This window comes from Mycobacterium sp. GA-2829, assembly GCF_001499965.1.
In the GTDB taxonomy this organism is placed as follows: domain Bacteria; phylum Actinomycetota; class Actinomycetes; order Mycobacteriales; family Mycobacteriaceae; genus Mycobacterium.
The window spans coordinates 92,471-118,200 of record NZ_LQIT01000013.1 but is presented as its reverse complement, the minus strand read 5'-3'; the positions used below and the strand labels follow the sequence as shown (position 1 = coordinate 118,200).

The window sequence follows — 25,730 nt, the reverse complement described above, 5'->3', positions numbered from 1 at the left end:
GCCCCCTCCAGGGCAGGCACCACCCCCGCCGGCCAACGTCATCGAGATCCCAGGGCTGCCGCCGATAGTGGTGCCGTGGCCCGCGCCGCCACCTCCTCCGCCGCCACCACCGCCGCCGGCGTGACGCACCCTCAACGGAACTCGTCGAATCTGACCACCTTGCCGCGGTTGATCGATACCCAGTCTCTGGCCTCGAGGTACGGGCGGAACGTCGTCGCGATCGCCTGCTGATCAGCCGGGGTCTTCGGCCGCTGCAGCTCATAGAGGTGCGGGAACTCCGTCCACGCCACGACGGCATCCCACAACCGCAACGCGGCCTCGCCGACGGGCGGATCGATCAGCACCGGCCCGAACAGGCACTGACCGTCCGGGAAGAACAATGTCGGGACCCCGTAGCCGCCGGCATCGACGACACGATGGTGGTCTGCCATCACCTCGTCGCTCGTCGTCTGGTCGGCGATCGCTTCGTCGACCAATCCCGGGTCGAAGCCCAGCTCCGCCAAAAGGTGTCGGGCGACGGTCTTTTCGTGCGGCTTGTGCCCCTCGACGTGCAGCGCCCGCGCGGCGCGTTCGTACCAGGCGTCGACGTGGTCCATCGATTGCCGACGCAGCAACGCGCCGATGCGCATCATCGACCAGCCGTAGGACCACTCCCGCTCCCACGGGTGCTTCTTACCCTCCTGGCGGTTGATCTCCTCGAGGCTGAAGAAGCGCCAGTTCACCTGGAGGCCGGTCTGGTCGCGGACGGAGCGGATCCACCGCGAGGTCTGGTACGCGAACGGACACATGACGTCGAAGTGAAAGTCAACGGAGACAGGGCGATCGGTCACATCGTGAACCTCAGGTTGCGGGCGGCGCGGTCGCCGAGCTCGTCGTCACCCGTCCAGCTGATCGCACCGGAGTCGATCTGCTGCTGCGGGTCGATGCGGCCGCACGCGAGCTGGATGAATGTCGTGGAATCCGTCGTCACGGTCACGTCCGGGTGTTCGAGGTGGTCGACCCGCGCGGCCCGTCCGTCGACGGCGACATGGATTCGCTTTGTGAGCGGTCCGGTGAGGTCGAAGGTGAGGCTCTTGCCGTCGGGTAGGCCGACCTTCTTGCCGACGATGTAGCCGATCGAGTTCTCCACTTCTCCCAGCGCGATCTCCGCCGCAACGCCGCCGTCGTCGGTCTCCCGGCCGAGCGGCGTGGTGATGTCGCGCTCGTGCACCCAGAAGTCGAAGACCCGGATCGCCAGGAAGCGACCGTACGTGCCGGGGCCGACCGGCATCCAGGACGGGCGGGCCAGGTCCTCGTCCGTCAAGGCGGCGAGGTCACGACGCCGATGGTCGTAGACGCCGCGCACTTTGTCGACGTAGGGAGTCTCGTCGGCGAGGAACTCGCCGGCCCGTTCGAACGGCGGTGGTGTCGTGTCATCGTCGGGCAACCAACCGGCCATGGCGGCCTCGATGCTGGTGACGTGGTCGACGACGCCGCGCACGTTCCAGTCCGGGCACAGTGACTGGGCCTGCCACTCGTCGTCGCTGAGGTTCGCGCACAGCGCGTTGAATGCGTCGTAGCAGTGATCCAGCGCGCCGCGGATCTCGTCGAGGCTTCGATTTTTCACGCTCGCATCATCTATCCGCGGGCGGCTGTGCGCCGAACTTTGGCGGCGGCAAGAGCATCCGCCGCCGAACTGGACGGCGAAGTCCTCATCGAGCACACCCGCCCCTTGCCCCCTTGGATGAACCGTCGGCCTGGCACGCCAACTGTCACCGATGTCCTGAGGCATCGTATCTGTGCAGGTAGCGGACTTGTCGGTGGTCGAATGTATGTTCGGGGTATGTCGGGTGAGGACCTCCAGGACGCGATCGCCGCGCTGGATGCCGCGGTCGATCGCGTGGCCGCTTGCGAGGTCGATCTGCTGACCCGCCCCGACCTGGTCGCCGCCCTGGACACACTGGAAAACCTCGGCTGCCGGCTACCCGCGGTGCGTCACCGCCTGCTGGCCCGCCTCCAAGTGGAGGCCACACCCCGCCAGCTAGGCGCCAAATCCTGGAAAGAAGTCCTGCGGGTCCGGTGGCGGCTCTCCGGCAAAGAAGCCCACCGACGCCTCACCGACGCCGCCCTGTTGGCGCCACGCCCGGCGGTGTCGGGGCCGGCGCTGCCGCCGGTGTTGCCGGCGACCGCAGCCGCCCAGGAGCAGGGGTTGATCACCGCCGAACACGTCGAGAAGATCCGTCACCAGGTCAATAACCTGCCGCCGTGGGTGGATGCGGTCACCCGGGAGCAGTTCGAGGTCAACCTGGTGCGCATCGCCCTCGGCGTCGGCCCCAAAGAACTCGAAGAGGCCGCTAAACGGTTGGTGTTCCTGCTCGACCAGGACGGCCCCGAACCCGACGACAGTGAACGGGCCCGCAAGCGTGGGGTCACCCTCACCCAACAACGCCGCGACGGCATGGTCGGATTGTTGGGCTCGTTGACTCCGGAGCTGGCCGCGATGTGGGAGGCGATCTTCGCCAAATTCGCCGCCGTTGACGAAGGCGGCAGCAACGACGCCGAGCAGACCGCTGCCCCGGAGGCCGTCGCTGACGACAGCGGCGACACCGACGAGACCCCGTCCGCCGACAACACCGGTGAACCGGACAGCGCCGTGGCATCGCCGGAAACGGCTGACGCCAACGATATCGACGACACCAAGCCGTACGCAGAGGCGCTCGAGGTCTCCCACGAGCCCGGCTACACGCAGACCGCTGCCGCTGTGGCCGACAGACTGCACGAGCCCGTGGGCGAGGGATCGGCCATCACACTGCCAGCCGACGAGGCCCACCGAGAGGAAGCCACCACATCGCAAACCGCGGCCCACGAGCCCGTCCCCGCGGAACCGGGCGAGCCGACCCGGCCCGCCGACAACCCCGGCGAACCCGGCGGCCCCGCACCACCCCAACACCGGGCGGCCTGACCGCCACACCCCCTTCGACACCACACCCACACTCGCCGCAGGTGAGGAGCCCGGCACTGCCGTCGAATGACGAAGACGCGCAGAACCTTACGGCGCCGAGGCCGCTACATCGCCGCTATGACATCTCGCCGACCGCGTCTGCCCAAACCTGCTCCGCGCCAACGCCGTAACGTTGATCGCGCACGGCCTGCTCGACGAGCAGTCGGCCGGTTGCCGTCAAATGGGATCGCATGGCGGTCAACGCATCCCGGGGCCGGTTCGCAATGATGGCGTCGATGATCGGCCGGTGTTCGGCATCGATATCGGACATCGTCCGCTCCGTGGTCGCACCGAGCAGACGCGTTGACTCGCGAAGTGACCGCACGATTGCGCGCGAGCGGGCATTGCCCGCGGCGGCCAGGATGTCATCGTGAAGCAGCTGATCCTCCCGGGCGAAGGTGCGCACATCCTGCTCCTTCGCGGCTGCATCCATCGCCGTCATCCGGCTCCGCAACTGGCCGGCCAGCACGTGGTCGCACAGCTTGGCCGCGCGTGCCGCTGCGGGTAGCTCGAGCGCCAGCCGGATCGCGAAGATGTCGGCGATCTCCCGCGGGTCAGGCACCAGAATGCGGAAGCCCTGCCGTGCCTCGAAGCTGATCAGACCGACCTCTTCCAGGCGTAGCAATGCGTCACGGACCGGGGTGCGGGATATGCCGAGCGCAGCAGCCAACTGGTACACCGAGTACTTCGCCCCGGGCCGCATCACCCCAGCGTCGATCGCCTCGCGTACCGCCTCGATGACCTGCTCGGCCCGTCGGCCATCCGAGGCGGGCAGCGGCGCCAGCCGAAGTGGTGGGTCAACCGCTGCACTATCCGTCATAGGCGAACTCTAGCAATTCAGACCGCTTCGTAGCATGCTACGATTCCTAGCATGCTACGGACTGAGGCGGTCGACTCCCTCGAGGCCGCACTACGCAGAGCAGGCATCGGTGACGTCCGCGTCGACGCCACCTCCCGCGCGGCGTACTCCTCAGACGCATCGCTGTACCGCGTCACCCCCAGAGCGGTCGTCTTCCCGGCCCATGCCGACGAGGTCGCCGCAGCGCTCTCCGTCTGCCGCGCCGAAGGTGTCCCGCTGACCGCACGCGGTGGTGGCACGTCGATCGCGGGCAACGCCGTCGGAGCAGGCATCGTGCTGGACTTCAGCCGGTACATGAACAACGTGGTCTCGATCGATCCGGATTCACGCACAGCCGTCGTCCAGCCCGGCGTCGTGCAGGCCGTCCTGCAGAAGGCCGCGGCCCCGCATCGCCTACGGTTCGGCCCCGACCCGTCCAGCCACACTCGCTGCACCATCGGCGGCATGATCGGCAACAACGCCTGCGGCTCGAGAGCTTTGGGCTACGGACGGACATCGGACAACGTCGCTGCCCTTCGCGTACTGACCGCATCGGGGGACGAACTGCGCTTGGGCCCGCAACGCCCAGCCTCTCCTCTGCTCGACGACCTCGAGTCCCTCGTCCGATCTGAGTTGGGGACTGTCAGAACGCAATTCGGCCGGTTCGGACGTCAGGTGTCGGGTTATGCGTTGGAAAACCTTCTGCCGGAGAACAAGTTCGACGTCACCCGCCTCATGGCCGGCAGCGAGGGAACGCTCGCCGTGTTGACCGAGGCCACCGTGAAGCTGGTCAACGAACCCGCCCATCGCATCCTGGTGGTACTGGGCTACCCCGACATCGCCACGGCAGGAGACGCCACCCCTGCCATCCTCGAACACCGTCCGACCGCATGTGAGGGAATCGATTCACGCATCGTCGATGTGGTCCGGGAACGCAAGGGCAACGCCGCCGTGCCGCCGCTTCCCGCCGGCGCCGCCTGGGTGTTCGTCGAGGTCGTCGGAGACACTCAGGCCGAGGCGATCGACCGGGCGCAACGTGTCGGAACCACCTGTGCAGCAATCGATCATCTGGTCGTGGTCGATACCTCCCGTGCCGCATCGCTGTGGCGGATCCGCGAAGACGGCGCCGGACTGTCAGCACGTAGTGTCCGCGGGCGTCCCGCGCACGCCGGCTGGGAGGACGCCGCCGTGCCGCCGGATCGGCTCGGCGACTACTTGCGTGACTTCGACGCCCTGATGAATGACTTCGATGTCACCGGGATGCCGTACGGGCACTTCGGCGACGGCTGCATGCATGTTCGCATCGATCTGCCGTTGGACCGCCCCGGCGGCGCACAGGTCTTCCGCGATTTCCTCTTTGCCGCAGCCCAGTTGGTCGCCGGGTACGGCGGTTCGCTGTCCGGCGAGCACGGTGACGGCCGGGCACGCTCGGAGCTCCTTCCGCTGATGTACTCCCCGGAGGCGTTGCGCCTGCAGGCCGCGGTCAAACATGCCTTTGACCCCGGAGACGTGCTGAACCCCGGTGTGATCGTTGATCCCGCTCCCCTGGATGCCGACCTGCGTGTCCCTGCCGCACGGCCGATCCGCCGGAACCTCGCGCTCGCCTACACCCATGACGGCGGCGACTTCAGCCAGGCCGTGCACCGGTGTACCGGCGTCGGGAAGTGCCGCGCCGACAACTCGGCTATCGGCGGAGTGATGTGCCCGTCGTATCAGGCCACCCGGGAGGAGAAGGACTCCACCCGCGGCCGCGCCCGACTATTGCAGGAGATGATCAACGGCACCGAGGTGACCGGCGGTTGGCGCTCCCCCGCGGTCCATGAGGCACTCGATCTGTGCTTGTCCTGCAAGGGATGCGCGTCGGACTGCCCCACCGGGGTGAACATGGCCGCCTACAAGGCTGAGGTGCTGCACCAGAGCTACAAGGGGCGGCTGCGGCCGGCGTCGCACTACTCACTGGGATGGCTGCCGCGCTGGGCGAAGCTGGCCGCCGTTGCCCCGCGCGCGGTCAATGCCCTCACGCGTCTCGGCGGCGCCGCAGCGCTCACCGCCGCCGGCGTCGACCGCCGCAGAAACATCCCACCGTTCGCGCCGCAGACCTTCCGGTCCTGGTTCGCCCAGAACGTCCCGGCTGACCACCCCGGCGACGACGTGGTGTTGTTCGTCGATTCGTTCACCAACTACTTCACTCCCGACGTCGGCATCGCAACCGTCCGGGTGCTGCAGGATGCCGGCTTCGCACCACGGCTCACCCGGAAGCAGCAGTGCTGCGGGCTCACCTGGATCTCGACCGGGCAGCTCGATGCGGCCAAACGCATCCTGGGCCGCACGGTGGAGGCGTTGCGCCCCTTCGCCGAACGCGGTGTGCCGGTGGTGGGGATGGAGCCGTCGTGTACGGCGGTGCTGCGCTCCGATGCCGCCGAACTCGTCGGGCCCACCGCCCAGGTGGTACAGAGCGCGACACACACACTCACCGAACTACTGACCGAACGAGGCTGGGAGCCGCCGTCATTGGCGGGCCAGCAGGTGGTCGCGCAGCCGCACTGTCACCACCATTCGGTGATGGGGTGGAGCCCGGATGCCCAGCTCCTGGCCGCCGCCGGCGCCGAGCTGACCAGACTCGGCGGATGCTGCGGCCTGGCAGGGAATTTCGGCGTCGAGAAGGGGCACTACGAGGTGTCGGTGGCAGTTGCCGAACAACAGTTGTTGCCCGCCGTGCGCAGCGCGGACCCGGACGCCGCGATTCTGGCCGACGGGTACTCGTGCCGGACGCAGCTTGCCGATCTCACCGATCGCCGCGGGGTGCACCTGGCTCAGCTGCTGGCTGCGCGGCTACCGAACTAAGAACGACGAATGGCCGGGCGGCCCCGCGCACCAGCGTCGGGACCGCCCGGCCAACCGCATTGACGCGTCAGCGCGCCTCCGAGGCCTCCAGCGCTGTGTGGGCCTCAGAGAGGTCCAGGCCCAGGGCAGCGCCACAGACGCGCAGCGAAGCCGCACTCTGGGCGGCGTACAGTTCCTCCGGCACCCCGACCTCCCGCTCGAGTGTGGCTGCCAGCCAGCCCATGTCGTAATCAGCGGCGGCGCGGTCGACGTCCATGCTGCCGTCACCGGTGAGGTTCGACTGGAAGATGCCGGCCGCGCTGCGGGGCAGGAAATCCTCGTAGACGATCGGGACCGCTTGCACCGTCCCTTCGGCGATCAGTCCCTCCAAGTCGGTGGCACCGGTCCGCTCCCCGACCACACGATAGGTGAAGTAGCCCAGGCCGGCGCGGCGCAGACCCGCTTCGTCCCTGGGGAAATCGGATGCCTCCCACACCGTCCGGCCTGCGTCCTGCCACGACAGCCCGGTCGCGGTCAGCTTGTCGGTCTCGGCCATCAACGCGTCGTAGCGCTGACGTCCCAACGGCGTCAAAGCGATTCCACGCTGCTCCACCTCACCGAAGCGCACCCGGGTGGTGCCATCGACAATGCTCCCGTCCGGTTCACGGAACGCCCGGACCTCGTCCAGCGCCCGGAATGACGTCTGCCGCAGGAGCACGTCGGGACCGTTCCAGCGGGGCGGGCCCTGGACCTTGTCGATCATCTGCAGGCCTCGTTCGGCCAATCGGCGGTAGAGCTCGTCGATGTCGAGGACACGCGGGGTGAGGTGGTTGATGTGGGTGCGGGTGACCCCGCCGATGTCGGCCGCGACAGCCGAGATCTCCGAGAGCTCCTGGTACCAGGCGCGGTCGGTGGGTTCGGAGGTGAGCTTGAAGGCGGCGGTCGCCTGGGTGACGAACCGGTCCGCGTCCGCCTCTTCCAGGCCTCCGTTCGCGGCGGCGGCGTCCGCCAACTGCAGCAGCTCCTCGCTGAAAAGCGTTCGGGCCTCGAGGAACTTCTGCAGCCGCGCCCGAAGATCCGCGGAGAAGAACCGGTCGTCGTCGACGGCCAGCATCGACGTGAAAACCCGGAACGGGTTGAGCTCCAACTCTTCCGGATCGACCGGACGGAAAGCGGTGGACACCACGGGAACCGGCACGTTGCCGGTGTCGCGCAGGTCGTAGAAACCTACCGGGCGCATCCCGAAACCGGCGAAGATCCGCCCGACCTGGCGCAACTCGGTGGGAGTACCGACGCGGATGGCGCCGTGACGTTCGGCGCTGACGCGCTGGTCGCCGCCGAGTTCCTCGTTGACCTCGTTGGTCACCTCCACCAGCGTGGTGTAGGCCGGCACCTCCCGCCCGTACATATCGGACAGGGCCGCGGCGAACCGGCTCCGCAGCCGTGCCACCGGCTGGAACGTGGTGCTCGTCGTCATCTGATGCTCCCTTTCGTCCTGTGCCGTCACGACCCGGTGCTGACCGGTGCTTGCGCACCGCCCTGAACCACGACTCCGGACTCGGTCAATGCGCTGATGCGGTCGTCGTCGATGCCGAATTCCCGCAGAACCTCGACACTTTCGCCACCGAGCTCGGGCGCCGGGGTGAAGTCGACCTCCGCACTGCGGTACTTCACGGCGCTGCCGCTGAGCAGGATCTCTTTCCCGCTGTTGGGGCTGGCCACCGGCACCAGCATCTTGCGGGCGATGAGGTGCTCGTTGGTCGGCAGGTCCTCCACCGGTACGTGCGGCGCGATCGCCACGCCCGTCTCGACCGCGAAGGCAACCCATTCCGACAAGGTCTTGGTGGCTGCGACCTTCTTCATCTCGGCCTGCAGCTCCGCGGACTCGGTGTACTCCAGCACCGCATCGGTGGCGAACGCTTCCAGGTCGGGCCGGTCCAACGCGCGACAGAACCGCTTCCACAGCCGCGCCTCCGGGATGGCGAAGAGAACCTGCTTGCCGTCCTTGGCGGCGTGTACCTGGAACCGCGGACCGTAGTCGGCGAATGTCGGGCCTCGGCGCCCGTTGTTGGCGTACTGGATGAGGTCGCGGTAGCCGAACACCACGGCCGAATCGAACTGGGCGACATCCAGATACTCGCCCTCGCCGGTGGCCTGCTTGCGGAACAGCGACCCCAGGATGGCGATCGCGGCGTTCAGTCCGGCCACGCGGGGGCTGATGGGGATGTGCGAATCCGGGAACGTCTGGATACCGTCACGTTCTTCCAGACCGACGACGCCGGCGGCCAGGTCCGCGCTGTATCCGTGCGCGGCCAGGTCCCGGTACGGCCCGTTCTGCCCGAATCCGCTCATCTCGCAGAAGATGATGCCGGGGTTGTCCGCCTTGATCGTCTCGTACCCGATCCCGAGCCGCTCGTAGGTACCGGGCTTCGCCGCCGCGATGATGACGTCGGCCTTTGCCGCGAGTTCGAGGTAGAGCTTGCGGCCCTCTTCGCTGGCGCCGTCCACACCCAGGCTGCGCTTGTTGCGGTTGGGGTCCAGGAACATGTCACCGCGGTCGTCGATGAACGGCGGGTTGTTGCGCAGGTAGTCCCCATGTGGCGGGAACTCCACCTTGATGACGTCGGCACCCAGCTTGGCCAGTTCGTACCCGGCGATGCCGCTGGGCAGCATTCGCCCGATCTCCAAGACGCGGACGCCGGCAAGATGATTGAGCATGACTCACTCCTAGTTGACGAGAAGTTGATCGAAGTCGACGAGCGCTCAGTCGCGCTCGCGTGTTACAGCGAATCCGTCCAGTCCTGGACGGTCATCACATCGGCGTTCGCGGGGAACACGCTGTCCATGAGCATGCGATGAACCTGCTCGTCCCCGTCGCCGCAGCCGTCGGACAGAACGACGAGCCGGTAGTCGAGATCCGCGGCGGCCCTGAGGGTGGAGAGCACCACACCCGATGTCGTCACGCCGGCCAGGACCAGTGTCGTCACGCCGCGGGAGCGCAGCACGATGTCGAGGTCGCTACCGGCGAAGGCGCTGACGCGCTTCTTGACGACGGTGATGTCGGAGTCCTCGGCCGCCAGCGCCGGATGGACTCCGGTCGCCGGGTTCGTCTCGGTGAGGTCGAAGGTCGGCGCGATCGCCGAGAACATGCGGTTGGACGCGGCGACGTCCGGGAAGCCCGGCCGAAAAGCCAACCGGACGTGGACGACGTCGACGCCGGCTCTGCGCGCTGCTGCGGCCGCCTCGCGCAGCCGGTCGAGCATGGCGTAGTCGCCGCCGAACTTCGGCACGAGGACTTCCATGAGGTCCATCAGCAGAAGCGCTGTTCGGCCCTGCGGGAGCTGGTCGGTCATTGCTGTCCTTTCGAGCATCGGGCGGCAATACCGCAATGCTGGTCTTCCAGTTTCGAATTATTCAGTACTGTACTATCGGCGGGAGTGCGGGGCGAATTCCTCGGGCGTCAGTACTCTCCGGCCATGGCGTTGATCGGCTGCTCGCCGACCGCGATTCGGGCCAGCTGCTCGCGCACCAAGCGGTAGACCCGCGGCCACATCGCCGAACTCGCGCCGCCCACGTGCGGTGAGATCAACAGTCCCGGAACGTCGTACAGCGGGCTGTCGGGTGTGAGCGGCTCCGGATCCGTGACATCCACAGCAGCGGTGATGCGCCGCGACCGCAGCGCATCGGCGAGGTCGATGGTGTCGACGACGGGACCGCGTGCGACGTTCACCAGGAGTGCCCCCTGCTTCATCCGAGCGAAGAACTTGGCGTCGACCATGCCGCGCGTCTCAGACGTCAGCGGAACGATCAGCACCACGACGTCGGCGTCGGGGAGCAGGTCGGGCAGGTCAACCATCGTGTGGATACCGTCACGGGCGCTGCGCGCCACCCGGACCACCTCACATTCGAACGGGGTGAGCCGAGCTTCGATGGCCCTTCCGATCGAGCCGTACCCGATGAGCAGAACCCGCTTGTCGGCCAACGCCGGACGCCACACCGAATTCCAGGCACGGTTGTCCTGATCACGCACGAATCCCGGAATGCCACGCAGGGACGACAGAATCAGGGTGACCGCGAGTTCGGCGGTGGAGGTGTCGTGAATGCCCCGTCCGTTGCACAGTGTCACCCCCGCCGGTACGGCACTGCGGATGCTGTCGACGCCGGCGGTCAAAGTCTGCACGATCCGCAGCGAGGTCATCTGGCTGATCGCGTTGCGCACGCGCGAGCCCATGATGAAGGGCGGCACGAACACCTCGACCTCGCTGATCGATTCCGGCAGGCCCGCCTTGAGATCCACCTGTTCGACCCGGAGTTGTTCGGGGGTGTCCCCCAGGTTGGACGGATCAAACGGCAGCCATACCAACGGCTTGTCTCGGTGGCTCATGAGCCGTCCATCACCCCGGGCGCCAGTTGCACGCCCAGGCCCGGACCGCTGCCGGGCAGCACCTGACCGTTCTCCAGGCGCGGGCACACCGAGAAGAGGTCGCGGCTCCACGTGACGTACTCCATGGGTCCGGGCACCTGCAGGCCGGCCATCAGCGAATACGACACCTCGGGGAACAGGTGCGGTGAGACCGCCCGACCACTCGCGAGTGCGCCCTGACCGGCGATGAGCCAGCCGGTGACCCCACCCATCCGCTGCAGATCCGGCATGAAGACGGCGAGGTCGCCGGTGGTGACCGCGCGGATACCCTCCTCGGGCCCGTACCAGGATTCCCCACCGGCCAGACGTAGGTCGGGGCAGGCCGCGCCGACCTCCCGCAGCCCCTCCCAGTCGTGCGAACGTAGTGGCTCCTCGAGCCAGCCGAGGCGGTAATCCGCAAGGCGGGCAGCGGCTTTGACCGCCCGCTCGCGATCCCAGCCCTGGTTCGCATCGACGAGCAGCGTCACCGAATCCGGCAGCTGCGAGAGGACGGCCTCCACCCGCCGCAGATCCTCGTCGAGTTCCGGACTGCCGAGTCTGAGTTTGATGGTCGTGAACCCATCGTCGAGCATGTCGGCGACACCGTCCGCCAGTTCCCCGAGATCGTCGCCCAGCCAGAGCCGATCACTACCGTAGGCCTCGACTGCGGTTGCTGTTCCGCCGAGCATGTCGGTCAGCGGTGCGTCCAGGACGTGCCCGAGGGCATCCCAGCATGCGGTGTCCAGAATCGACAGGCCGATCATCGAGATCCCGGCGTGACCGACGAACGCCAGTGAGCGATACAGGTTCTGCCACAAGGTGACCGGGTCGGCCACGCTCGCCCCCTCAAGACCCGTCTTGGCCAGCCCCTGCGCCATGGTGCTGACCGCGGCGGCGTGCTCGGGGGTGAACGCGAAGGCATGTCCAACCCCGGTGGATCCATCGCCGGTGCAGATCCGGCACACGACGTGGTACATGTCCTCGGACAGGTAGTTCGCGGTGTTGACCGGATGCGCCAGCGTGGACCGCCTGACGCGCACATCGACGGACTCGATGCGAGCGGCCCGGTGCGGTGCCCCGGCGCTCGTGAACGGTGCGGCGACGAGATCGGCGAACGTGGACTGGTAGACGTCGACGGTGGTTGCACTCGGCAACGGCATGCTCGCCATCAGCGATCGGCCCAAACCGGTACGCGCTTCTCGAGGAATGCGCGCGACCCTTCTTGAGCATCCGCCGACTTCCGGACGGGGTCGACGATCTCTTCCTGACGCTCGAACCGCTGATCGATTGGCCAGGAGGGTGATTCGTTGATCACCTTCTTCGACGCCTTGAGCGACATGGGCGCGTTGGCCGCGACCTCGCGGGCCAGTTCCATCGCCGCGTCGAGTGCGCGACCGGGCTCGGCGAGCCTGTTGACCAGGTAAGTTGCCTTGGCTTCCTCGGCGCTGAAGTGGCGCCCGGTCAGGGTCAGTTCCATCGCGAGGTGGTAGGGCACGCGGGCCGGAAGGCGCATCAGACCGCCGGCATTGGCGGTCAGGCCGCGCTTGACCTCGGGCAGTCCGAAGACCGCCTCGGTCGAGGCCACCACCAGGTCGCAGGCCAGGACGATCTCGAATCCGCCCGCCAAGGCGTACCCTTCGACCGCGGCCACCAACGGCTTGGCGGGCGGCTTCGCGGTGAAGCCGGCGAAGCCGTAGCCCTCCACGTTCGGCCGTTCCCCGGCGCGGAAAGCCTTGAGGTCCATGCCCGAACAGAACACTCCCCCGGCGCCGGTGATGACCCCGACCCGCAACTCGGGATCGGCATCGAGGGTGGTGAGCGCGGTGTGGATCTCCTGCGCGAGCGCGGCGTTCATCGCGTTGCGCACGCGGGGACGGTTCATGGTCAAGACCATGACCGGGCCTTCCCGCGTGACCGACAACAGGCTTTCGATATCCGTCATCGGGCCGCCATCCGCAGGCCGCCGTCCAACCTGATCACCTCACCGTTGAGCATCGGATTGGACACCACGTAGGCGGCCAGGTCGCCGAACTCCTCGGGCCTGCCGAGCCGTTGCGGGTAGGCCGCGGGCGCGTGCATCTTCGCCTTCTGCTCGTCGCTGAACCGGCTCAGGATGGGGGTGTCGAACACGCCGGGAGCGATCGTGACGACCCGGATGCCGTGGCGCGCCAGATCTCTCGCGGCCACCAGGGTCATCCCCACGATGCCGGCCTTCGCCGACGAGTAGGCGATCTGGCCGATCTGCCCCTCGAAGGCGGCGGCACTGGCGGTGAGCACGCAGACGCCGCGGCCGTTCGGGGTCTCGGGCAGCGCGGCCATCCGCGCTGCGGCCTGGCTGAGCACGTTGTATGTACCGACCAGGTTGAGATTCACGATCTTCGTATAGTCCTCGAGGCTGCCGGGCGCGCCGTCGCGGCCGACGACGCGCACGGAGCCACCCTTGCCGGCGCAGTGGACCAGAGCCCGTAACTCGCCGAGGGTTTCGGCGCGGTCGAGGGCGGTCCCGATCGCGTCGGGCTGGGTGATGTCGGCGGCCACGAACTCGCCGCCGATCTCGGCGGCGACCTTCTCGCCCAGTTCCTCGTTGAGGTCGACGACGACCACGCGGGCACCCTGTGCGGCGAGCTTTCTCGCCGTAGCTGCGCCGAGGCCCGATGCGGCCCCGGTGACCAGTGCGGCTTTGCCGTTCACATCCATGATTGCTTCCTACCTGTCTGCGTTCTCGCGGCTCATACCCGCTCGATGATGGTTGCGGTCGCCATTCCGCCTGCGGCACACATGAGTTGGAGACCGAACTGCTGGTCGTTGTCCTCCAGGCCGTGCACCATGGTGGTCATCAGCCGGGCGCCGGAGGCACCGAGCGGATGCCCCAGCGCGATGGCGCCGCCGCGGGGGTTGAGTTTGTCGGCGTCGAATTTGAACTCCGAGTGCCAGGCCAGCGGCACCGAGGCGAAGGCCTCGTTGAGTTCGATGTGGCCGATGTCGGCCAGGTCCAGTCCGGAATTTTCGAAGATCTTGCGGGTGGCCGGTATCGGGCCGGTGAGCATGAGCAGCGGATCGTCGCCGACGGCGGCGGTGGCGACGATCCTGGCCCGCGGCTGCACGCCCAGGGCATCGGCGGCGCGCGCCGACATCATCAGCACGGCGCTGGCGCCGTCGGAGATCTGCGAGGAGTTGCCCGCCGTGACTTTCCAGTCCTGCTCGGGGAACCGCTGCCGGTACGTGTCGGTGTCGAAGGCCACCTTGAGATCGGCGAGCCGTTCGACGGTGGTCTGCGGCCGGATGGTCTCGTCGGCCTCCACGACACCACCGGGTGTGGTCACCGCGACGATCTCACGTCCGAACAGCCCCTGCTCCCGGGCAGCTGCGGCCCGCCGGTGCGATTCCGCCGAGTACTCGTCGAGGTCACGGCGCGACAGGCCGTAGCGCGTCGCGACGAGTTCGGCGCCGACACCCTGCGGGATGAGCCCGGGTGCGTACCGGTTCCGGACGCCCGGCCCGGAGAAGTCTCCGCCCGCCCGCGACGATCCCATGGGCACCCGGCTCATCGATTCCACACCGGCGGCGATGACGATATCGGCTGCACCACAGGCGATTTGATACGACGCCAGGTGGATCGCCTCTTGACTCGAGGAGCACTTGCGGTCGATCGTCACCGACGGGACATGCTCGGGGTAGCCGGCCGACAGCCAGGCCATCCGCCCCGGCGTGCCGGACTGCTCGCTGCCCTGGGTGACACATCCGACGATGACGTCCTGGACCGCGCCGGGATCGACGCTGGGGAACTGGTCCAGCAGTCCGCGCAGCACCTGCGCCAACAGGTCGGCCGGGTGGACCTCGCTCAACGCCCCACCGGCCTTGCCGCGACCGATGGCCGATCGCACACAACCGACGATCAGCGCGTCACGGGCCGCGTGGTCATCTACTGACATGGTTGGTCCTTCGTTCGAGAGAAATGCTCATCGGCATGACTGAGCAACCGACGGGGTGTGCACGCCCGGTCGGCAATGGCTGGTGGAGGTCGGTGGGACGTCGCGCTCAGGCGATGATGCGGTTCGCCTTCAATTCGGCGATGGCCGTCTCGTCCAGGCCCAGGTCCCCGGTGAGGATCGCCGTGGTGTGCTCACCGAAGGACGGCGCATCCGGACGGCTGGTCATCTGAGCATGCTCCCCGAAGCGGGCCATCGGACCCGGTCCCATCAGCGGTCCCAGTTCCCTTGACAGGAAAGGGATCACCGACCCGCGCTGACGGAAGTGCTCACCCTCGACGATGTCGGTCGCGTTGTTCACCGGACCCGAGGCCACCTCGAACTCGGTCAGCAGCTTCAGGATCACGTCGCGGGTCTGGGTCTTGGCCCAGTCGGCCAGGATCTCGTTGAGTTCCTCGTCGTTGGCCACCCGGGCTTCGTTGGTCGCGAAGCGCGGATCCTGGGTCAGGTCGGACCGGCCCATCGCGTCGAAGAGCCGGATCGCATTGCTCTGCGACGAACCGGCGATGGCCACCCACTTGCCGTCGGCGGTCTCGTAGATACCGCGCGGCGAGGCCCGCACGCCGGTGTTGCCGGCTCGCTCCTGGACCTCCCCCAGAGAGGAGTAGGCCAGGATCATGTCGGCGAGCATGCCCATCATCGGCTCGTACAGCGCGACGTCGACGTCATCGCCCTTACCCGTGACCTCGCGGCTGCGCAGCGCGGCCGAGACGGCGAAGGCGCCGGCCAGTCCGGCCGTGTGATCGCAGAGACCGAACGGGGCGCTGGTGGGCGGGGTCTGGGGCCAGCCGTTGACATAGGCGAATCCGGAGACCGCCTCGGCGACGGTACCGAACCCGGGGCGCGCACTGTCGGGGCCGGTCTGCCCGAAGCCCGAGATGTGCAGCACCACAAGGCCGGGATTGGCCCGGCGCAGGGTCTGGGAGTCCAAGCCCCACTTGGCGAAACGACCGGGCCGGAAGGCCTCGATCAGCACGTCGAAGTGCTGGCTGAGCTCCGCGAGCAACTCCCGGCCGCGCGGTGTGCGCAGGTTGATCCCGATCGACTTCTTACCCGAGTTGGCCCCGAGGAAGGCCATCGCGGTGTCGCCCTTCATGGGCAGCCAGCTGCGGCTGGCATCGGGTTTCTCGACGTCTTCGACCTTGACGACCTCCGCGCCCAGGTCGCCGAGCAGGCGGCCTGCGAACGGTGCGGCGAGGTTGCTGGCGACCTCGAGTACTCGGATACCCGCCAGCGGTCCTGGCCCGGCGTGCGTATCCAGTGCTTCCTTATCCACGGTGTGGCCTTTCACTTCGGTGCTGGTGTTGCGTGATTCTTGGGTTGCGGCTGGTGTCTAGGCCACGTCACCGCGTTCGCCGGTGGCGTCCTCCGGGAGCGCGGCGGGCTCGAGGTGAGCCAGCAGGTGCTCCCCGATCGCCACCATCTGGGTCCGCATCTCCGGGCTCAGCAGGTCGAGGAAGTTCTCGCGCACGCTGCGGGCGTACTGGGGCGCGGCGGCCTCCGCCCGCGCGAGTCCGGCGTCGGTGAGCACCGCCAGCCAGCCGCGACGATCGCCGGCGGGGACCTCGCGGCGGACCAGGCCCTCCTGTTCGAGCCGGCCGACCGCATGGGTGATCCGGCTGGCCTTCGAGTGGGTGACCTCGGCAAGCCGGCTCATGCGCATGGACCGTCCCGGCTCGCGACGCAGACGCCACAGGATGTCGAAATAGCTTCTCGGCAGCCCACTGTTGGATTCCAACTCGGCGTTGAGATGGGTGCTCAGTGCATCGAATGTCCGGTTGAACGCGCGATAGACCCGAAGCTCGTCGTCATCGAGCCAGTTCAGCTTCTTGTCGTCAACCACGGAATGTACGGTACTAAATAGTTCAGTGTTGTACTAGTGCTGGGAGGCCCCCAATTTCCGATTGGTTCAGGGCCACCGGCCGAGAGGCTGTTCAACCAGGGAGACGCCGTGGACCATGAGATGTGTGGGGTCGCCGACGACGGCGAGTCGCGGCAGGAGGAACGACATTGAGTCCACTTGTTGATTCGGCGACCGACCTCGTGCACCTGGCGTCCCACATCGCGCGCATCACCGCGCGCCCCGGCGCGACTGCGGACACCGTCGGTCGCGTCATCGCCGACATCCTCAGCCCCTACCTCCCGCAGCGCGTGGAACCCAACGACCCCGCCTTCCGGTCGGCCGTGCAGGCGCTGCTGCAGGAGACCTCCGCCGACCACCGCGCCCGTCAGGACCAGTACCGCGACCTGCTCGACGTCGTCGCGGACATGTCGGCCATCGATCAGTCCACGCGCTTGCACCGGCACGTCGCCGAGCAGGCCCGCCGACTCCTGCACGCCGACGTGACCTACCTCTGGCTGTCGACACCCGAGGGTGAGCACGCCTACCTCGGGGCAGCATCCGGAGAACTGACCAGTGAGCTGCGCGACCTGCGCATTCCGGCCCGAGAGGCCATGACCGGAAAGGTCATCGAGACAGGGCTGCCGTTGATCGTCGCCCGATATCTGGACGATGACGCGTTCACCCATCACACGAAGCTCGACCAGGCTGTGCGCGAGGAGCGGATCACCGCCGCCGCCGCGGTGCCGCTACCGACCGGGCCGCGCATCATCGGCGCGCTCATCGCCGCGAACCGGGACGAACGCACCTTCAGCCTCAGCGATGTCGAACTGCTGCGGATACTCGGGGCGCATGCCGCGCTGGCAATCGACCGGGTGGCGGTGGCCGAGGAGCGCGACCAGGCGTTGATGTCCTTGCAGTCGGACAACCTCGAGCTCACCCGCGGACAGGCGGCGTCGGTTCAGGTGCACAACACGCTGGCCCGAGTCCTGTTGACCGGCACCCAACTCAGCGACCTGGTCACCGGGCTCGTCGAGATCATCGAGGGTCAACTCGCGGTGTTCGACCGCGACGTTCGCATGCTCGCCGAGGCCGGCGGCTTCACCCCTACCGAGCACACCGACGAGCTCGTTCGCTCGGCCGCCGCCACCCACCTGACGCAGACCACGTCCGAACTCGCCGCGGTACCGGTCACCACCACCACAGGTCTGCACGGTGTGCTGTGCCTCCGCGCGCCGGCCGGCGTCACCCGCTCGGACATCCAGGTGATCGAGCGGGCCGTGGTCACCGCGGCCATCCTGCTGCTGCGTGCCGAAGCCGAGGCCGGTGCGGCGGGCTTTCGCCGTGACGACTTCATCAACGACCTCGTCTCCGGCAAGGAGAACCCCGCGCACCTGATGCAGCGGGCGGCGAAGCTGAAGTTCGATGTGCGGTCGCCGTACACCATCCACGTCGTGCGGGCCGATCTCCAGGATCGGCGGATCGCGTCGCTGGCCCACGAGGCGGCCAGGCCCAAGAACGGCCTCGCCGGGCTGTGCCATCGGATGCAGCCCGACGAGCGGCCGTCGGCGGTGGTGCTCCTCCCTGGCGAAGACGCCCGGAAGAACTCGCTGGCTCTCGCCGAGGCGATGCGGCGCGCGTCCGACGCCGAGGTGTCCGTCGCCGGTGCGGGCCCGGTTCGCGGCGGCTCCGACGTCCGCCGATTCTTCGAGGAGGCGCACGCCTGCAGCGACGCCATGCTCCGGCTGAGCGGCTACCGGTTGTCGGGCACCATGGACGACCTCGGGTTCCTCGGCCTGGTGCTCGGCCGGGACAAGAACATCCATGCGTTCGTGGAGGGCGCGCTGGCACCCGTCGTGAATTACGACGCCGAGCACCGCACCGAGCTGCTGCACACGCTCGACGCGCTGTTGTCGACCGATGGCGGGCCGACCGCCGCGGCCGAGCTGCTGCATGTCCACGTCAGCACGGTCAAACAACGGATGCAGCGGCTGCAACGGCTACTCGGTGACGATTGGCGCAGCGTGGACCGCACCCTGGAACTCCGGCTTGCCATGAAACTCCACCGCATCGGTGTGGGGGCGAGCTCGTAGAAGAGCGCATCCCCGGCGGACCGAAACAGGGATCAACTGTGTCTTGCGCGGACATAGAGCGCGGTGGGTTACGTCCATAACCTCACTGTGGTGTACCTCACCAACATCTTGACTCTGTGCCACGCAGCGTTGCTGGGCACGAGGCCACGCGCCGCTTTCCAGGACCGATTTCCTGTTGACGTCCTCGCGGGAACATCATTGATCGATCGGAGGAACGAGGCATGACCACCAAACCCCACGTCGCGGCCCGCGGCGGAACGAGCGCACTGTCGACGTTGATCGTCGTCGTGGCGTCCGTGTTCGCTTACAAGGGGTTGGAATCCGTGCTGTCGCCCGTGGTTCCGATCATCCAGGAGTCCCTCGACGCCACCGAGGCGCAGATCGCCTGGGTGCTCACCGCGGTGCTGCTGACCGGCGCGGTCACCACCCCGTTGATCGGCAAGTTGGCCGACATCCGGGACAAGAAGACCGTGTTGCTCTGGGTGCTGGCGATCATCGCGCTCGGCGTGGTGATCTCGGGGCTGTCGGTGAACGTGCTGATGCTCACCGTCGGCCAATTGTTGCAGGGCATCGGCCTCGGCGTCGTTCCGTTGGCCTTCGCCATCATCCGCGACACACAGACCGAAGAGCGCGCCAAATCCGGCAACGGCGCCGTCATCGCGTTCATCTATGCCGCAACCGCTTTCGCGATGGTCGGCTCGGGCATCCTGGTCAGCTGGCTGCCGTGGCGCTGGGTGTTCTGCATTCCACTGGTGCTGATCGCCATCATCTTCGTCGCGTCGTGGAAGGTGCTGCCGTCCTGCCCGCCGGTGCACCATGGCAAGGTCGACTGGACCGGCGCCGTAGTGCTCGGCGCGAGCCTGTCGGTCATCCTCGTCGCCATCACCGAGGCGCCGACGCTGGGCTGGACGTCGATGAAGTTCGGCGCGGCCGTGCTGCTCGGCTTGGCCCTGCTGGGAGTCTTCTGCGTCGTCGAACTTCGCACTCGTGAGCCGCTGGTCGACCTTCGGGTGCTCGCGACCCGGCCGCTGGCGGTGGCCTGCCTGGTCTACGTGCTCGGCGGTTTCGGGGTCAACATGATGTTCCTCGCCATGCCCATGCTGGCCCAGCAGCCCGCCTCGACCGGATACGGGCTGGGCGCCACGGCATTCACGACCAGCCTCATCCTGCTCCCCATCGGTTTGGCGGGCGCTGTCGCGGCTCCGGTCACCAGCTGGCTCGACGCTCGCATCGGCAGCCGGGCAACCCTGATTGCGGCGGTGCTGACCAACGGTTCGTCGTTCGTCGTGCTGTGGTTCGCCGGCGGCAGCGTGGCAGTGGTCGTGATCGCCTCGATCTTGATCGGCGCGTCAGGCGGCGTCTGCCTCACTCAGGCGATGAACGTGGTGACGCTGCTGGCCCCGGCCGACCAGGTCGGCGCGTTCAGCGGACTGGCCTTCGTCGTCAAGGCGGTCGGCGGCACCCTCGGGGTGCAGCTGTGCGGCAGTCTGCTGTCCACCGGCAGCGACGGCGGCTCCCCCGCCTGGTCGTCGTTCACCAACGTGTTCATCGTCGGCATCGGCCTCACCGTCCTGGTGGCAGCCTCCTGCCTGCTGCTGCCGCGAACGTTGGGAGCCAAGGCCGCACCTGTCGACAACAAGGAGCGGGTGGCCGCCGAATAGCGCTCAGCCAGAGAGAGATCCGCCCCGGGCACATCTGCCCGGGGCGGCTTTCTTTACGGCCGGACAGCGCCCGCGGACGCCGCCGTCACTAGACCCAGCCCGGTGGCGATCTCATCGGCGAGGTCGCTCGACCGATCTGCCGGCAGCGGCAGCAGCATCGCCCCGTCGGCGATTCCACACGTGTGCAGATCGGTGATGAGACCGCGGAGACCGGCGGCCGTGCCGACGTAGAGCAGCGACGGCAACACTCCGACCGTCGATACCGCGTCCAGTCGGGCGAAGGCACTGCGGGCTTGGGCCGCCGTATCGGCGACCAGCGCGTAGACGTCGACGACGACCGGCACCGGATCAGTTCCGACCGGGCGGGCGCGCTCGCGGGCATCCACCGCCCGTCGACCCGCGGCGCGCAGATCGCCGGCCTCCACACGTACGCACCTCGCGGGCAGGCTTTCCACGTCGATGGACGTGTCGAACGCCGACCTGGCGATCCACGCCCGCGGTTCAGCGGAGGTGTCACCGGACGGTGTGGGTGACAACATGATCAACGGAAACCCGCTCCTACCGGTCGATTTCATTGCCGTCCTCCTATGGGGATACTGCGTCGGCCTTCTCACCAGCGCCTGAAGTTGCAGATGGTTCGTCCGTACGCCGGGGGCGCATCAGCGACACCAGCGTGGCGGCCAATCCGAGCCCGGCGGCCACCAGCAGGGCCACCCGGAACGCGGCGGTGAAGATCTCGGCGGAGCTGTCCGCGACATCGGACAGGGTGCCGCTGTAGGCTGCGCGTCGTTCGACGTCATCGAGTGGCGCCGCGACGATGGCCAGGAAGACTGCGGTGCTGAGCGTGTAACCCACGTTCTGGATGCACTGGCGGGCGCCGTTGGCGAGGGCCCGCGAGTCAGGGGTCACCGACCCGAGGATGTCGTCCGTGTTCGGCGCCATGAAGAGCCCGACGCCGGCACCCACCACGCCCATGCAGACCGGCAGCCATATCTGGGTGGTCAATGAGAACGTCAGCCCCACAAGGCCGATGGTGACAAGCGCCGCGCCGGTCGTGGCGACGACGCGGGCCGGGAATCGAGCGCCCAACATACCGGAGATGGGCGTGGCGGCCGTCATCGCCAAGGCCAATGCGAGAACCTGCAGACCGGTCTCTGCGGCCGAAAGCCCGCGGGCCGCCTGCAGATACAGCGACATCAGGGCGACGACGGCGTAGTAGCTCATCCCCAGGAAGAACACCGACCCGTAGGCCGGCCCGCGAACAGGGTGCCGAAACAGCCGGAGGTCCAACAGCGGATGCGCGCAACGATGTTGCGAGACAATGAACAGCGGCGTGGTCATCGCGAAGATGATCATGCTGACCGACGCCAGAGGGTGGGTCCACCCGAGCAGGCCACCCTCCGTGACTCCGATCACGAGGCCGCCGAGGAGGCAGGACACGAGCAGCGCACCGATCCAGTCGAATCGCTGCTGTTGCTGCGGTTTTGGTGATGATGGGACCGCGCCCACGGCCAGTAGCAGGCTGAGCACACCCAGTGGCACGTTGAACCAGAACACCGACCGCCACCCGAGCGAGCTGGCGAGCAGGCCACCCACTCCGGGTCCGAGCACCTGACACAACGATCCGAGCGTGAAGTTGACACCGATGGCGGCCGCCAGCCTTTCCCGTGGCACGGCAGCCGCCACCAGGGCGACGATGTTGCACATCATGGCGGCCGCACCGAGTGCCTGCAGACAGCGCAGGGCGATCAGCACCTCGATGGTCGGGGCGAACCCGCACAGCAAGCTGGCCACGGTGAGGGTGCCGAGGCCGGTGAGGTACATGCGGCCGTGACCCCATACATCCGAGATCCGGCCGAGGATCAACACCATCACGGTGAAGACCACCAGGTAGGACAGCAGTGTCCAGGATGCGGCACCAGGCGATGCGTCGAAGTGCCGCGCGATGGTCGGTAAGGCGACCTGGATCGTGGCGATGTTGACGCCGGCCAAGGCCGAAGCCGCGCCGGCCGCCACCAGCAACCTGACGTTCGTCTTCGGGGGACCGGCCACCGGCGTCATCGCACGTGTCGCATCCAGGGGTGACCCTGCTCAGCGGCAACGGGTTTCAGTGTGTTCATACCGGGCTCAACGACCGGAACGAACCGTACTCCCCCTTCAGGAAGACCAACGGGTCCGAGCCGGTGAGCACGTTCAGATCGTCGACGCGACCGATCACGATGTGGTGGTCCCCGGCTTCGTGGACCACCTCGACGGTGCAGTCGACATACGCGACGGCACCCGTGATGATCGGGTTGCCGGCTTTCGATGGGCGCCAGTCGACTCCGTCGAACTTGTCCGTCTTGCGGGCGGCGATCAGTCGGCAGACGTCCTGCTGCTCGGCGCTGAGCACGTTCACGCAGAACCGGTCGCCGGACTCGCGGAGGGCACGCCAGGAACTCGACGACCGGTCCGGCAGAAAGGCAACCAGCGCCGGCTGCAACGACACGGAGGTGAATGAGCCGACGGTCATGCCGACGGGGTGGTGACCGCTCATCGCGGTCACCACCACCACCCCGGTTGGGAACTGACCGAGTACGCGGCGGAAGACGTCGGGATCAACCGACGGCGACATGTTCGCGCTCCGACTGCTCGGCGTCCCAGGCACCTGGGCGCTCGAGTCCGAGGTGGCTGCGCAGAGTCGAGCCTTCGTACTCCTCGCGGAAGTAGCCGCGCGACACCAGTTCCGGGACCAGCAGTTCGGTCACCAGATCGAATCCGCCTGGCATGAACGGGGTGTTGATGTTGAAACCGTCGCAGGCGTGGTTGTCGTACCACTCGATCATCCGGTCGGCGACCTGCGCGGGCGTGCCGGTGATGGCCTGGTGACCGTGGCTGCGGGCGTTGACATGGATCAGGTCGCGCAGTGTGTACCCCTCGTCCAGGACGAGTTTCTTCGTGTTCTCGTACCGGCTGCGGCTCTGCACCTTCGGTCCGACGAACCACTCCGCAGGGATCTTCTCGTCGAGGTCGAGTTCGCTCAGATCCATCTCGAGGCGTTCGCCGATGTTGATGCGGCCGAGGTCGGTGTTGACGTAGGAGGCCAGATCCGCCTCCAATTCGCGTGCCTCGGCCTCGGTTTCGCCCAGGATGGGCACGATGCCCGCGATGATCTTGACGGTGCGGGGATCGCGACCGAACGAGCGTGCCTTGTCCTTGAACATGTCGTAGAAGGCGACCGAGGCGCCGAATTCGGGCTGCTGGGTGTAGATCGCATCGGCATATTTGGCGCCGACGTTGGTGCCGGCGTCCGATGATCCGGCCTGCACGATGATCGGCCGGCCCTGCGGTGAGCGGGGGGTGTTGAGCGGGCCTTCGACCGAGTAGAACTCGCCCTTGTGGTTGATGGCGCGAATCTTGGTGGGGTCTGCCCACATACCGCGTGCCCGGTCGTTGACGACGGCGTCGTCGCTCCAGCTGTCCCACAGCGCGAACGCGACGTCGAGGAACTCGGCCATCTGCCGGTAGCGATCCTCCCCCGAGGGCATGGTGTCCAACCCGAAGTTCCGCTGCCCCATGCTCGAAGAGACGGCGTTGAAGCCGACCCGGCCGCCCGAGAGCTTGTCCAGCCCGGCGAACTGGCGGGCCACCGAGAAGGGCGGGAGGAAGGTGGTGGACGCGGTGCCGACCATGCCGACGTGGCTGGTGACCGCCGACAGTGCGGCCATCACGGTGACCGGCTCGTAGTGACTGGCGATCGTCGGGTCACTGCCAGGGAGCGGTCCCGCGCCGGCGATGTCCCCGAAGAACACCATGTCGAACTTGGCCGCCTCGGCCTTGCGCACCAGCTCCTTGATCAGACCGAACTCGCCCCACCCCTCCATCCGGCTGCCAGGGCGCCGCCAGCTGTCGTAGTGGTATCCGGCGACCGCCAGTAGGGCCGACAGCACCATGTTCTCGGATCGCTTGGCCATTGTGTTCCTTTCGACGAGCTTCAGCGCTCAAAATCAACAATCCATATATATAGATTGTTGGTTTTTCAGTCAAGGGGCTGGGGTGGGGCGACTGTCGTTACGATGCGGGGTATGGCGTTGGCAGGTGGCAAGGCGGCACGGGTCGTCGCAGGTCAGATCGTGCGCGACATCACCGCGGAGAAATTGGCCCGGCTCCCGGCCGAGTCCGCACTGCTGACCCGGTACGGCGTCAGTCGACCGTCACTACGTGAGGCGATGCGGCTGCTGGAGATGTACGGGGTCATCACGCTGAAGCCCGGTCCCGGTGGGGGCGCGGTCGTCAATCAGGTTGCGAGCCAGGAGTTTGCGACGAGCACGTCGCTGTACTTCCACCTGCTCGGGCTGACCGTCGGCGACCTCCTGCAGACCCGGCTCAACCTGGAGCCGCTGATGGCGCGCATGGCCGCCCAGAAGGTCAAGGACGGCGGCGTGTGGCAGTACACCGAATCGGACGCCACCCCGGATGACGGTTCGCGCGTGCAGCGATCCGAATTCCATCTAGCGATCGCCGAGCTCGCGGGTGACCCGATCCTCGTGTTGTTCGCACATGCGCTACGCGACATCACGGTTCACGCGTTGACCGAGGACAGACTGCGGACGGTGACGATGAGCGATCTCACCGTGTCGCACGAGGAGATCGAGGCCGCGATCGCCGCCGGCCAACCCGCCAAGGCCGAAAGACTGATGCGGACCCACACGCAGGACTTCATCGAACTGCTTCGGATGCACGTTCCGCACCTGCTCAAGCAGGTCATCGACTGGGGCTGATCTGGCGGCGCTCGGTGCGGGCGCGGGGCGACTCGGAATGGCGCGCACTCCCATCCGATCCCGCGAAGTCCTTGAATAGGAACGTTCCAAAAGTGTCGGGCATAAAACGGCCCGCGGAGTGATCTCCGGGGGCCGTTTTACCGGGTAGCGGAAACACGATTCGAACGTGCGACCTCTGGGTTATGAGCTGGCTTCCGGGGATTTCTCGAGACTCGCTAAGTCTCATTTGCGCAGGTCAGAGGTCGGCTCGTATCGCCTCGTTGCACCGATTTCGGGGGGTTTCGCAGAGTTTTGTTCCCAAGTCCGTTCCCAAATGGGGTTTGCTGGAGCATGGTCGAGCCAGC

Annotated in this window: 21 protein-coding genes and 1 pseudogene; 5 read left to right on the top strand and 17 right to left on the bottom strand. The window is 67.3% G+C overall.

Features of this window, described 5'->3' with window-relative positions; genetic code table 11:
• Positions 1–131 precede the first annotated feature (131 nt).
• Positions 132–830: a DsbA family protein gene (locus AU194_RS10520; protein ID WP_059089170.1), complete on the bottom strand. Its 699-nt coding sequence runs from the start codon at positions 828–830 to the stop codon at positions 132–134.
• Positions 827–1,606, bottom strand: a complete 780-nt coding sequence (locus tag AU194_RS10515) for a maleylpyruvate isomerase family mycothiol-dependent enzyme (protein ID WP_059089169.1) — start codon at positions 1,604–1,606, stop codon at positions 827–829. The genes AU194_RS10520 and AU194_RS10515 overlap by 4 nt, the downstream gene beginning before the upstream one ends.
• Positions 1,607–1,807: 201 nt before the next feature.
• Between AU194_RS10515 and AU194_RS32980 the strand changes: the two are divergent.
• A pseudogene (locus AU194_RS32980) lies at positions 1,808–2,542 on the top strand (DUF222 domain-containing protein); the annotation flags it as partial.
• 514 nt (positions 2,543–3,056) lie between these two features.
• On the opposite strand, the gene AU194_RS10505 reads toward AU194_RS32980, so the two are convergent.
• Positions 3,057–3,800, bottom strand: a complete 744-nt coding sequence (locus AU194_RS10505; RefSeq protein ID WP_059089168.1) for a GntR family transcriptional regulator — start codon at positions 3,798–3,800, stop codon at positions 3,057–3,059.
• A 51-nt stretch (positions 3,801–3,851) separates the two neighbouring features.
• Between AU194_RS10505 and AU194_RS10500 the strand changes: the two genes are divergently transcribed.
• Entirely contained in the window at positions 3,852–6,662 is a 2,811-nt protein-coding gene (locus tag AU194_RS10500; protein WP_059089167.1) for an FAD-binding and (Fe-S)-binding domain-containing protein, read from the top strand.
• Positions 6,663–6,729: 67 nt separating this feature from the next.
• On the opposite strand, the gene AU194_RS10495 is transcribed toward AU194_RS10500, so the two are convergent.
• The 10 genes from AU194_RS10495 to AU194_RS10450 form a co-directional block, all read right to left on the bottom strand.
• Complete coding sequence (locus tag AU194_RS10495; protein WP_059089166.1) at positions 6,730–8,118, bottom strand: 2-oxoadipate dioxygenase/decarboxylase family protein; 1,389 nt, start codon at positions 8,116–8,118, stop codon at positions 6,730–6,732.
• 26 nt (positions 8,119–8,144) lie between these two features.
• Positions 8,145–9,359 (bottom strand): CaiB/BaiF CoA-transferase family protein, encoded by a 1,215-nt coding sequence (locus AU194_RS10490; RefSeq protein WP_059089165.1) that lies wholly within the window; start codon positions 9,357–9,359, stop codon positions 8,145–8,147.
• A gap of 62 nt (positions 9,360–9,421) precedes the next feature.
• Positions 9,422–9,994 carry a cysteine hydrolase family protein gene (locus AU194_RS10485; RefSeq protein ID WP_059089164.1) on the bottom strand — a complete coding sequence of 191 codons (573 nt, stop codon included), beginning with the start codon at positions 9,992–9,994 and terminating at the stop codon, positions 9,422–9,424.
• A gap of 107 nt (positions 9,995–10,101) precedes the next feature.
• A complete protein-coding gene (locus AU194_RS10480) occupies positions 10,102–11,025 on the bottom strand; it encodes a 2-hydroxyacid dehydrogenase (RefSeq protein ID WP_059089163.1) in 924 nt (307 codons plus the stop codon).
• Positions 11,022–12,212, bottom strand: a complete 1,191-nt coding sequence (locus AU194_RS10475; RefSeq protein ID WP_059089162.1) for a mandelate racemase/muconate lactonizing enzyme family protein — start codon at positions 12,210–12,212, stop codon at positions 11,022–11,024. Before AU194_RS10475 ends, AU194_RS10480 begins: the two co-directional genes overlap by 4 nt.
• The gene (locus AU194_RS10470) at positions 12,212–12,976 is read right to left on the bottom strand and encodes a crotonase/enoyl-CoA hydratase family protein (protein ID WP_369804073.1); all 765 of its coding nucleotides are present in this window, start codon (positions 12,974–12,976) and stop codon (positions 12,212–12,214) included. Before AU194_RS10470 ends, AU194_RS10475 begins: the two co-directional genes overlap by 1 nt.
• Before the next feature lie 5 nt (positions 12,977–12,981).
• A complete protein-coding gene (locus AU194_RS10465; protein ID WP_059089160.1) occupies positions 12,982–13,740 on the bottom strand; it encodes an SDR family oxidoreductase in 759 nt (252 codons plus the stop codon).
• A 32-nt stretch (positions 13,741–13,772) separates the two neighbouring features.
• Entirely contained in the window at positions 13,773–14,975 is a 1,203-nt protein-coding gene (locus AU194_RS10460; protein ID WP_059089159.1) for a thiolase family protein, read from the bottom strand.
• Between the two features lie 106 nt (positions 14,976–15,081).
• Positions 15,082–16,308, bottom strand: a complete 1,227-nt coding sequence (locus AU194_RS10455) for a CaiB/BaiF CoA-transferase family protein (RefSeq protein ID WP_231743274.1) — start codon at positions 16,306–16,308, stop codon at positions 15,082–15,084.
• 57 nt (positions 16,309–16,365) lie between these two features.
• On the bottom strand, positions 16,366–16,875 hold the full coding sequence (locus tag AU194_RS10450) for a MarR family winged helix-turn-helix transcriptional regulator (protein WP_157575990.1): 510 nt from the start codon (positions 16,873–16,875) through the stop codon (positions 16,366–16,368).
• 167 nt (positions 16,876–17,042) lie between these two features.
• On the opposite strand from AU194_RS10450, the gene AU194_RS10445 reads away from it, so the two are divergent.
• A complete protein-coding gene (locus AU194_RS10445; RefSeq protein ID WP_231743272.1) occupies positions 17,043–18,965 on the top strand; it encodes a GAF domain-containing protein in 1,923 nt (640 codons plus the stop codon).
• A 221-nt stretch (positions 18,966–19,186) separates the two neighbouring features.
• Complete coding sequence (locus tag AU194_RS10440; protein WP_059089158.1) at positions 19,187–20,626, top strand: MFS transporter; 1,440 nt, start codon at positions 19,187–19,189, stop codon at positions 20,624–20,626.
• Positions 20,627–20,679: 53 nt separating this feature from the next.
• Here the strand turns inward: AU194_RS10440 and AU194_RS10435 are convergent, their stop codons facing one another.
• From AU194_RS10435 to AU194_RS10420, 4 genes are all read right to left on the bottom strand, one after another.
• Positions 20,680–21,165 carry a hypothetical protein gene (locus AU194_RS10435; protein ID WP_157575989.1) on the bottom strand — a complete coding sequence of 162 codons (486 nt, stop codon included), beginning with the start codon at positions 21,163–21,165 and terminating at the stop codon, positions 20,680–20,682.
• Positions 21,166–21,211: 46 nt separating this feature from the next.
• Entirely contained in the window at positions 21,212–22,678 is a 1,467-nt protein-coding gene (locus AU194_RS10430) for an MFS transporter (protein WP_197417582.1), read from the bottom strand.
• Between the two features lie 64 nt (positions 22,679–22,742).
• Complete coding sequence (locus AU194_RS10425) at positions 22,743–23,240, bottom strand: flavin reductase family protein (protein ID WP_059089155.1); 498 nt, start codon at positions 23,238–23,240, stop codon at positions 22,743–22,745.
• The gene (locus AU194_RS10420; protein WP_059089154.1) at positions 23,224–24,579 is read right to left on the bottom strand and encodes an NtaA/DmoA family FMN-dependent monooxygenase; all 1,356 of its coding nucleotides are present in this window, start codon (positions 24,577–24,579) and stop codon (positions 23,224–23,226) included. The genes AU194_RS10425 and AU194_RS10420 overlap by 17 nt, the downstream gene beginning before the upstream one ends.
• A gap of 111 nt (positions 24,580–24,690) precedes the next feature.
• Between AU194_RS10420 and AU194_RS10415 the strand changes: the two genes are divergently transcribed.
• Positions 24,691–25,386: a FadR/GntR family transcriptional regulator gene (locus AU194_RS10415; RefSeq protein WP_231743271.1), complete on the top strand. Its 696-nt coding sequence runs from the start codon at positions 24,691–24,693 to the stop codon at positions 25,384–25,386.
• Positions 25,387–25,730 lie beyond the last annotated feature (344 nt).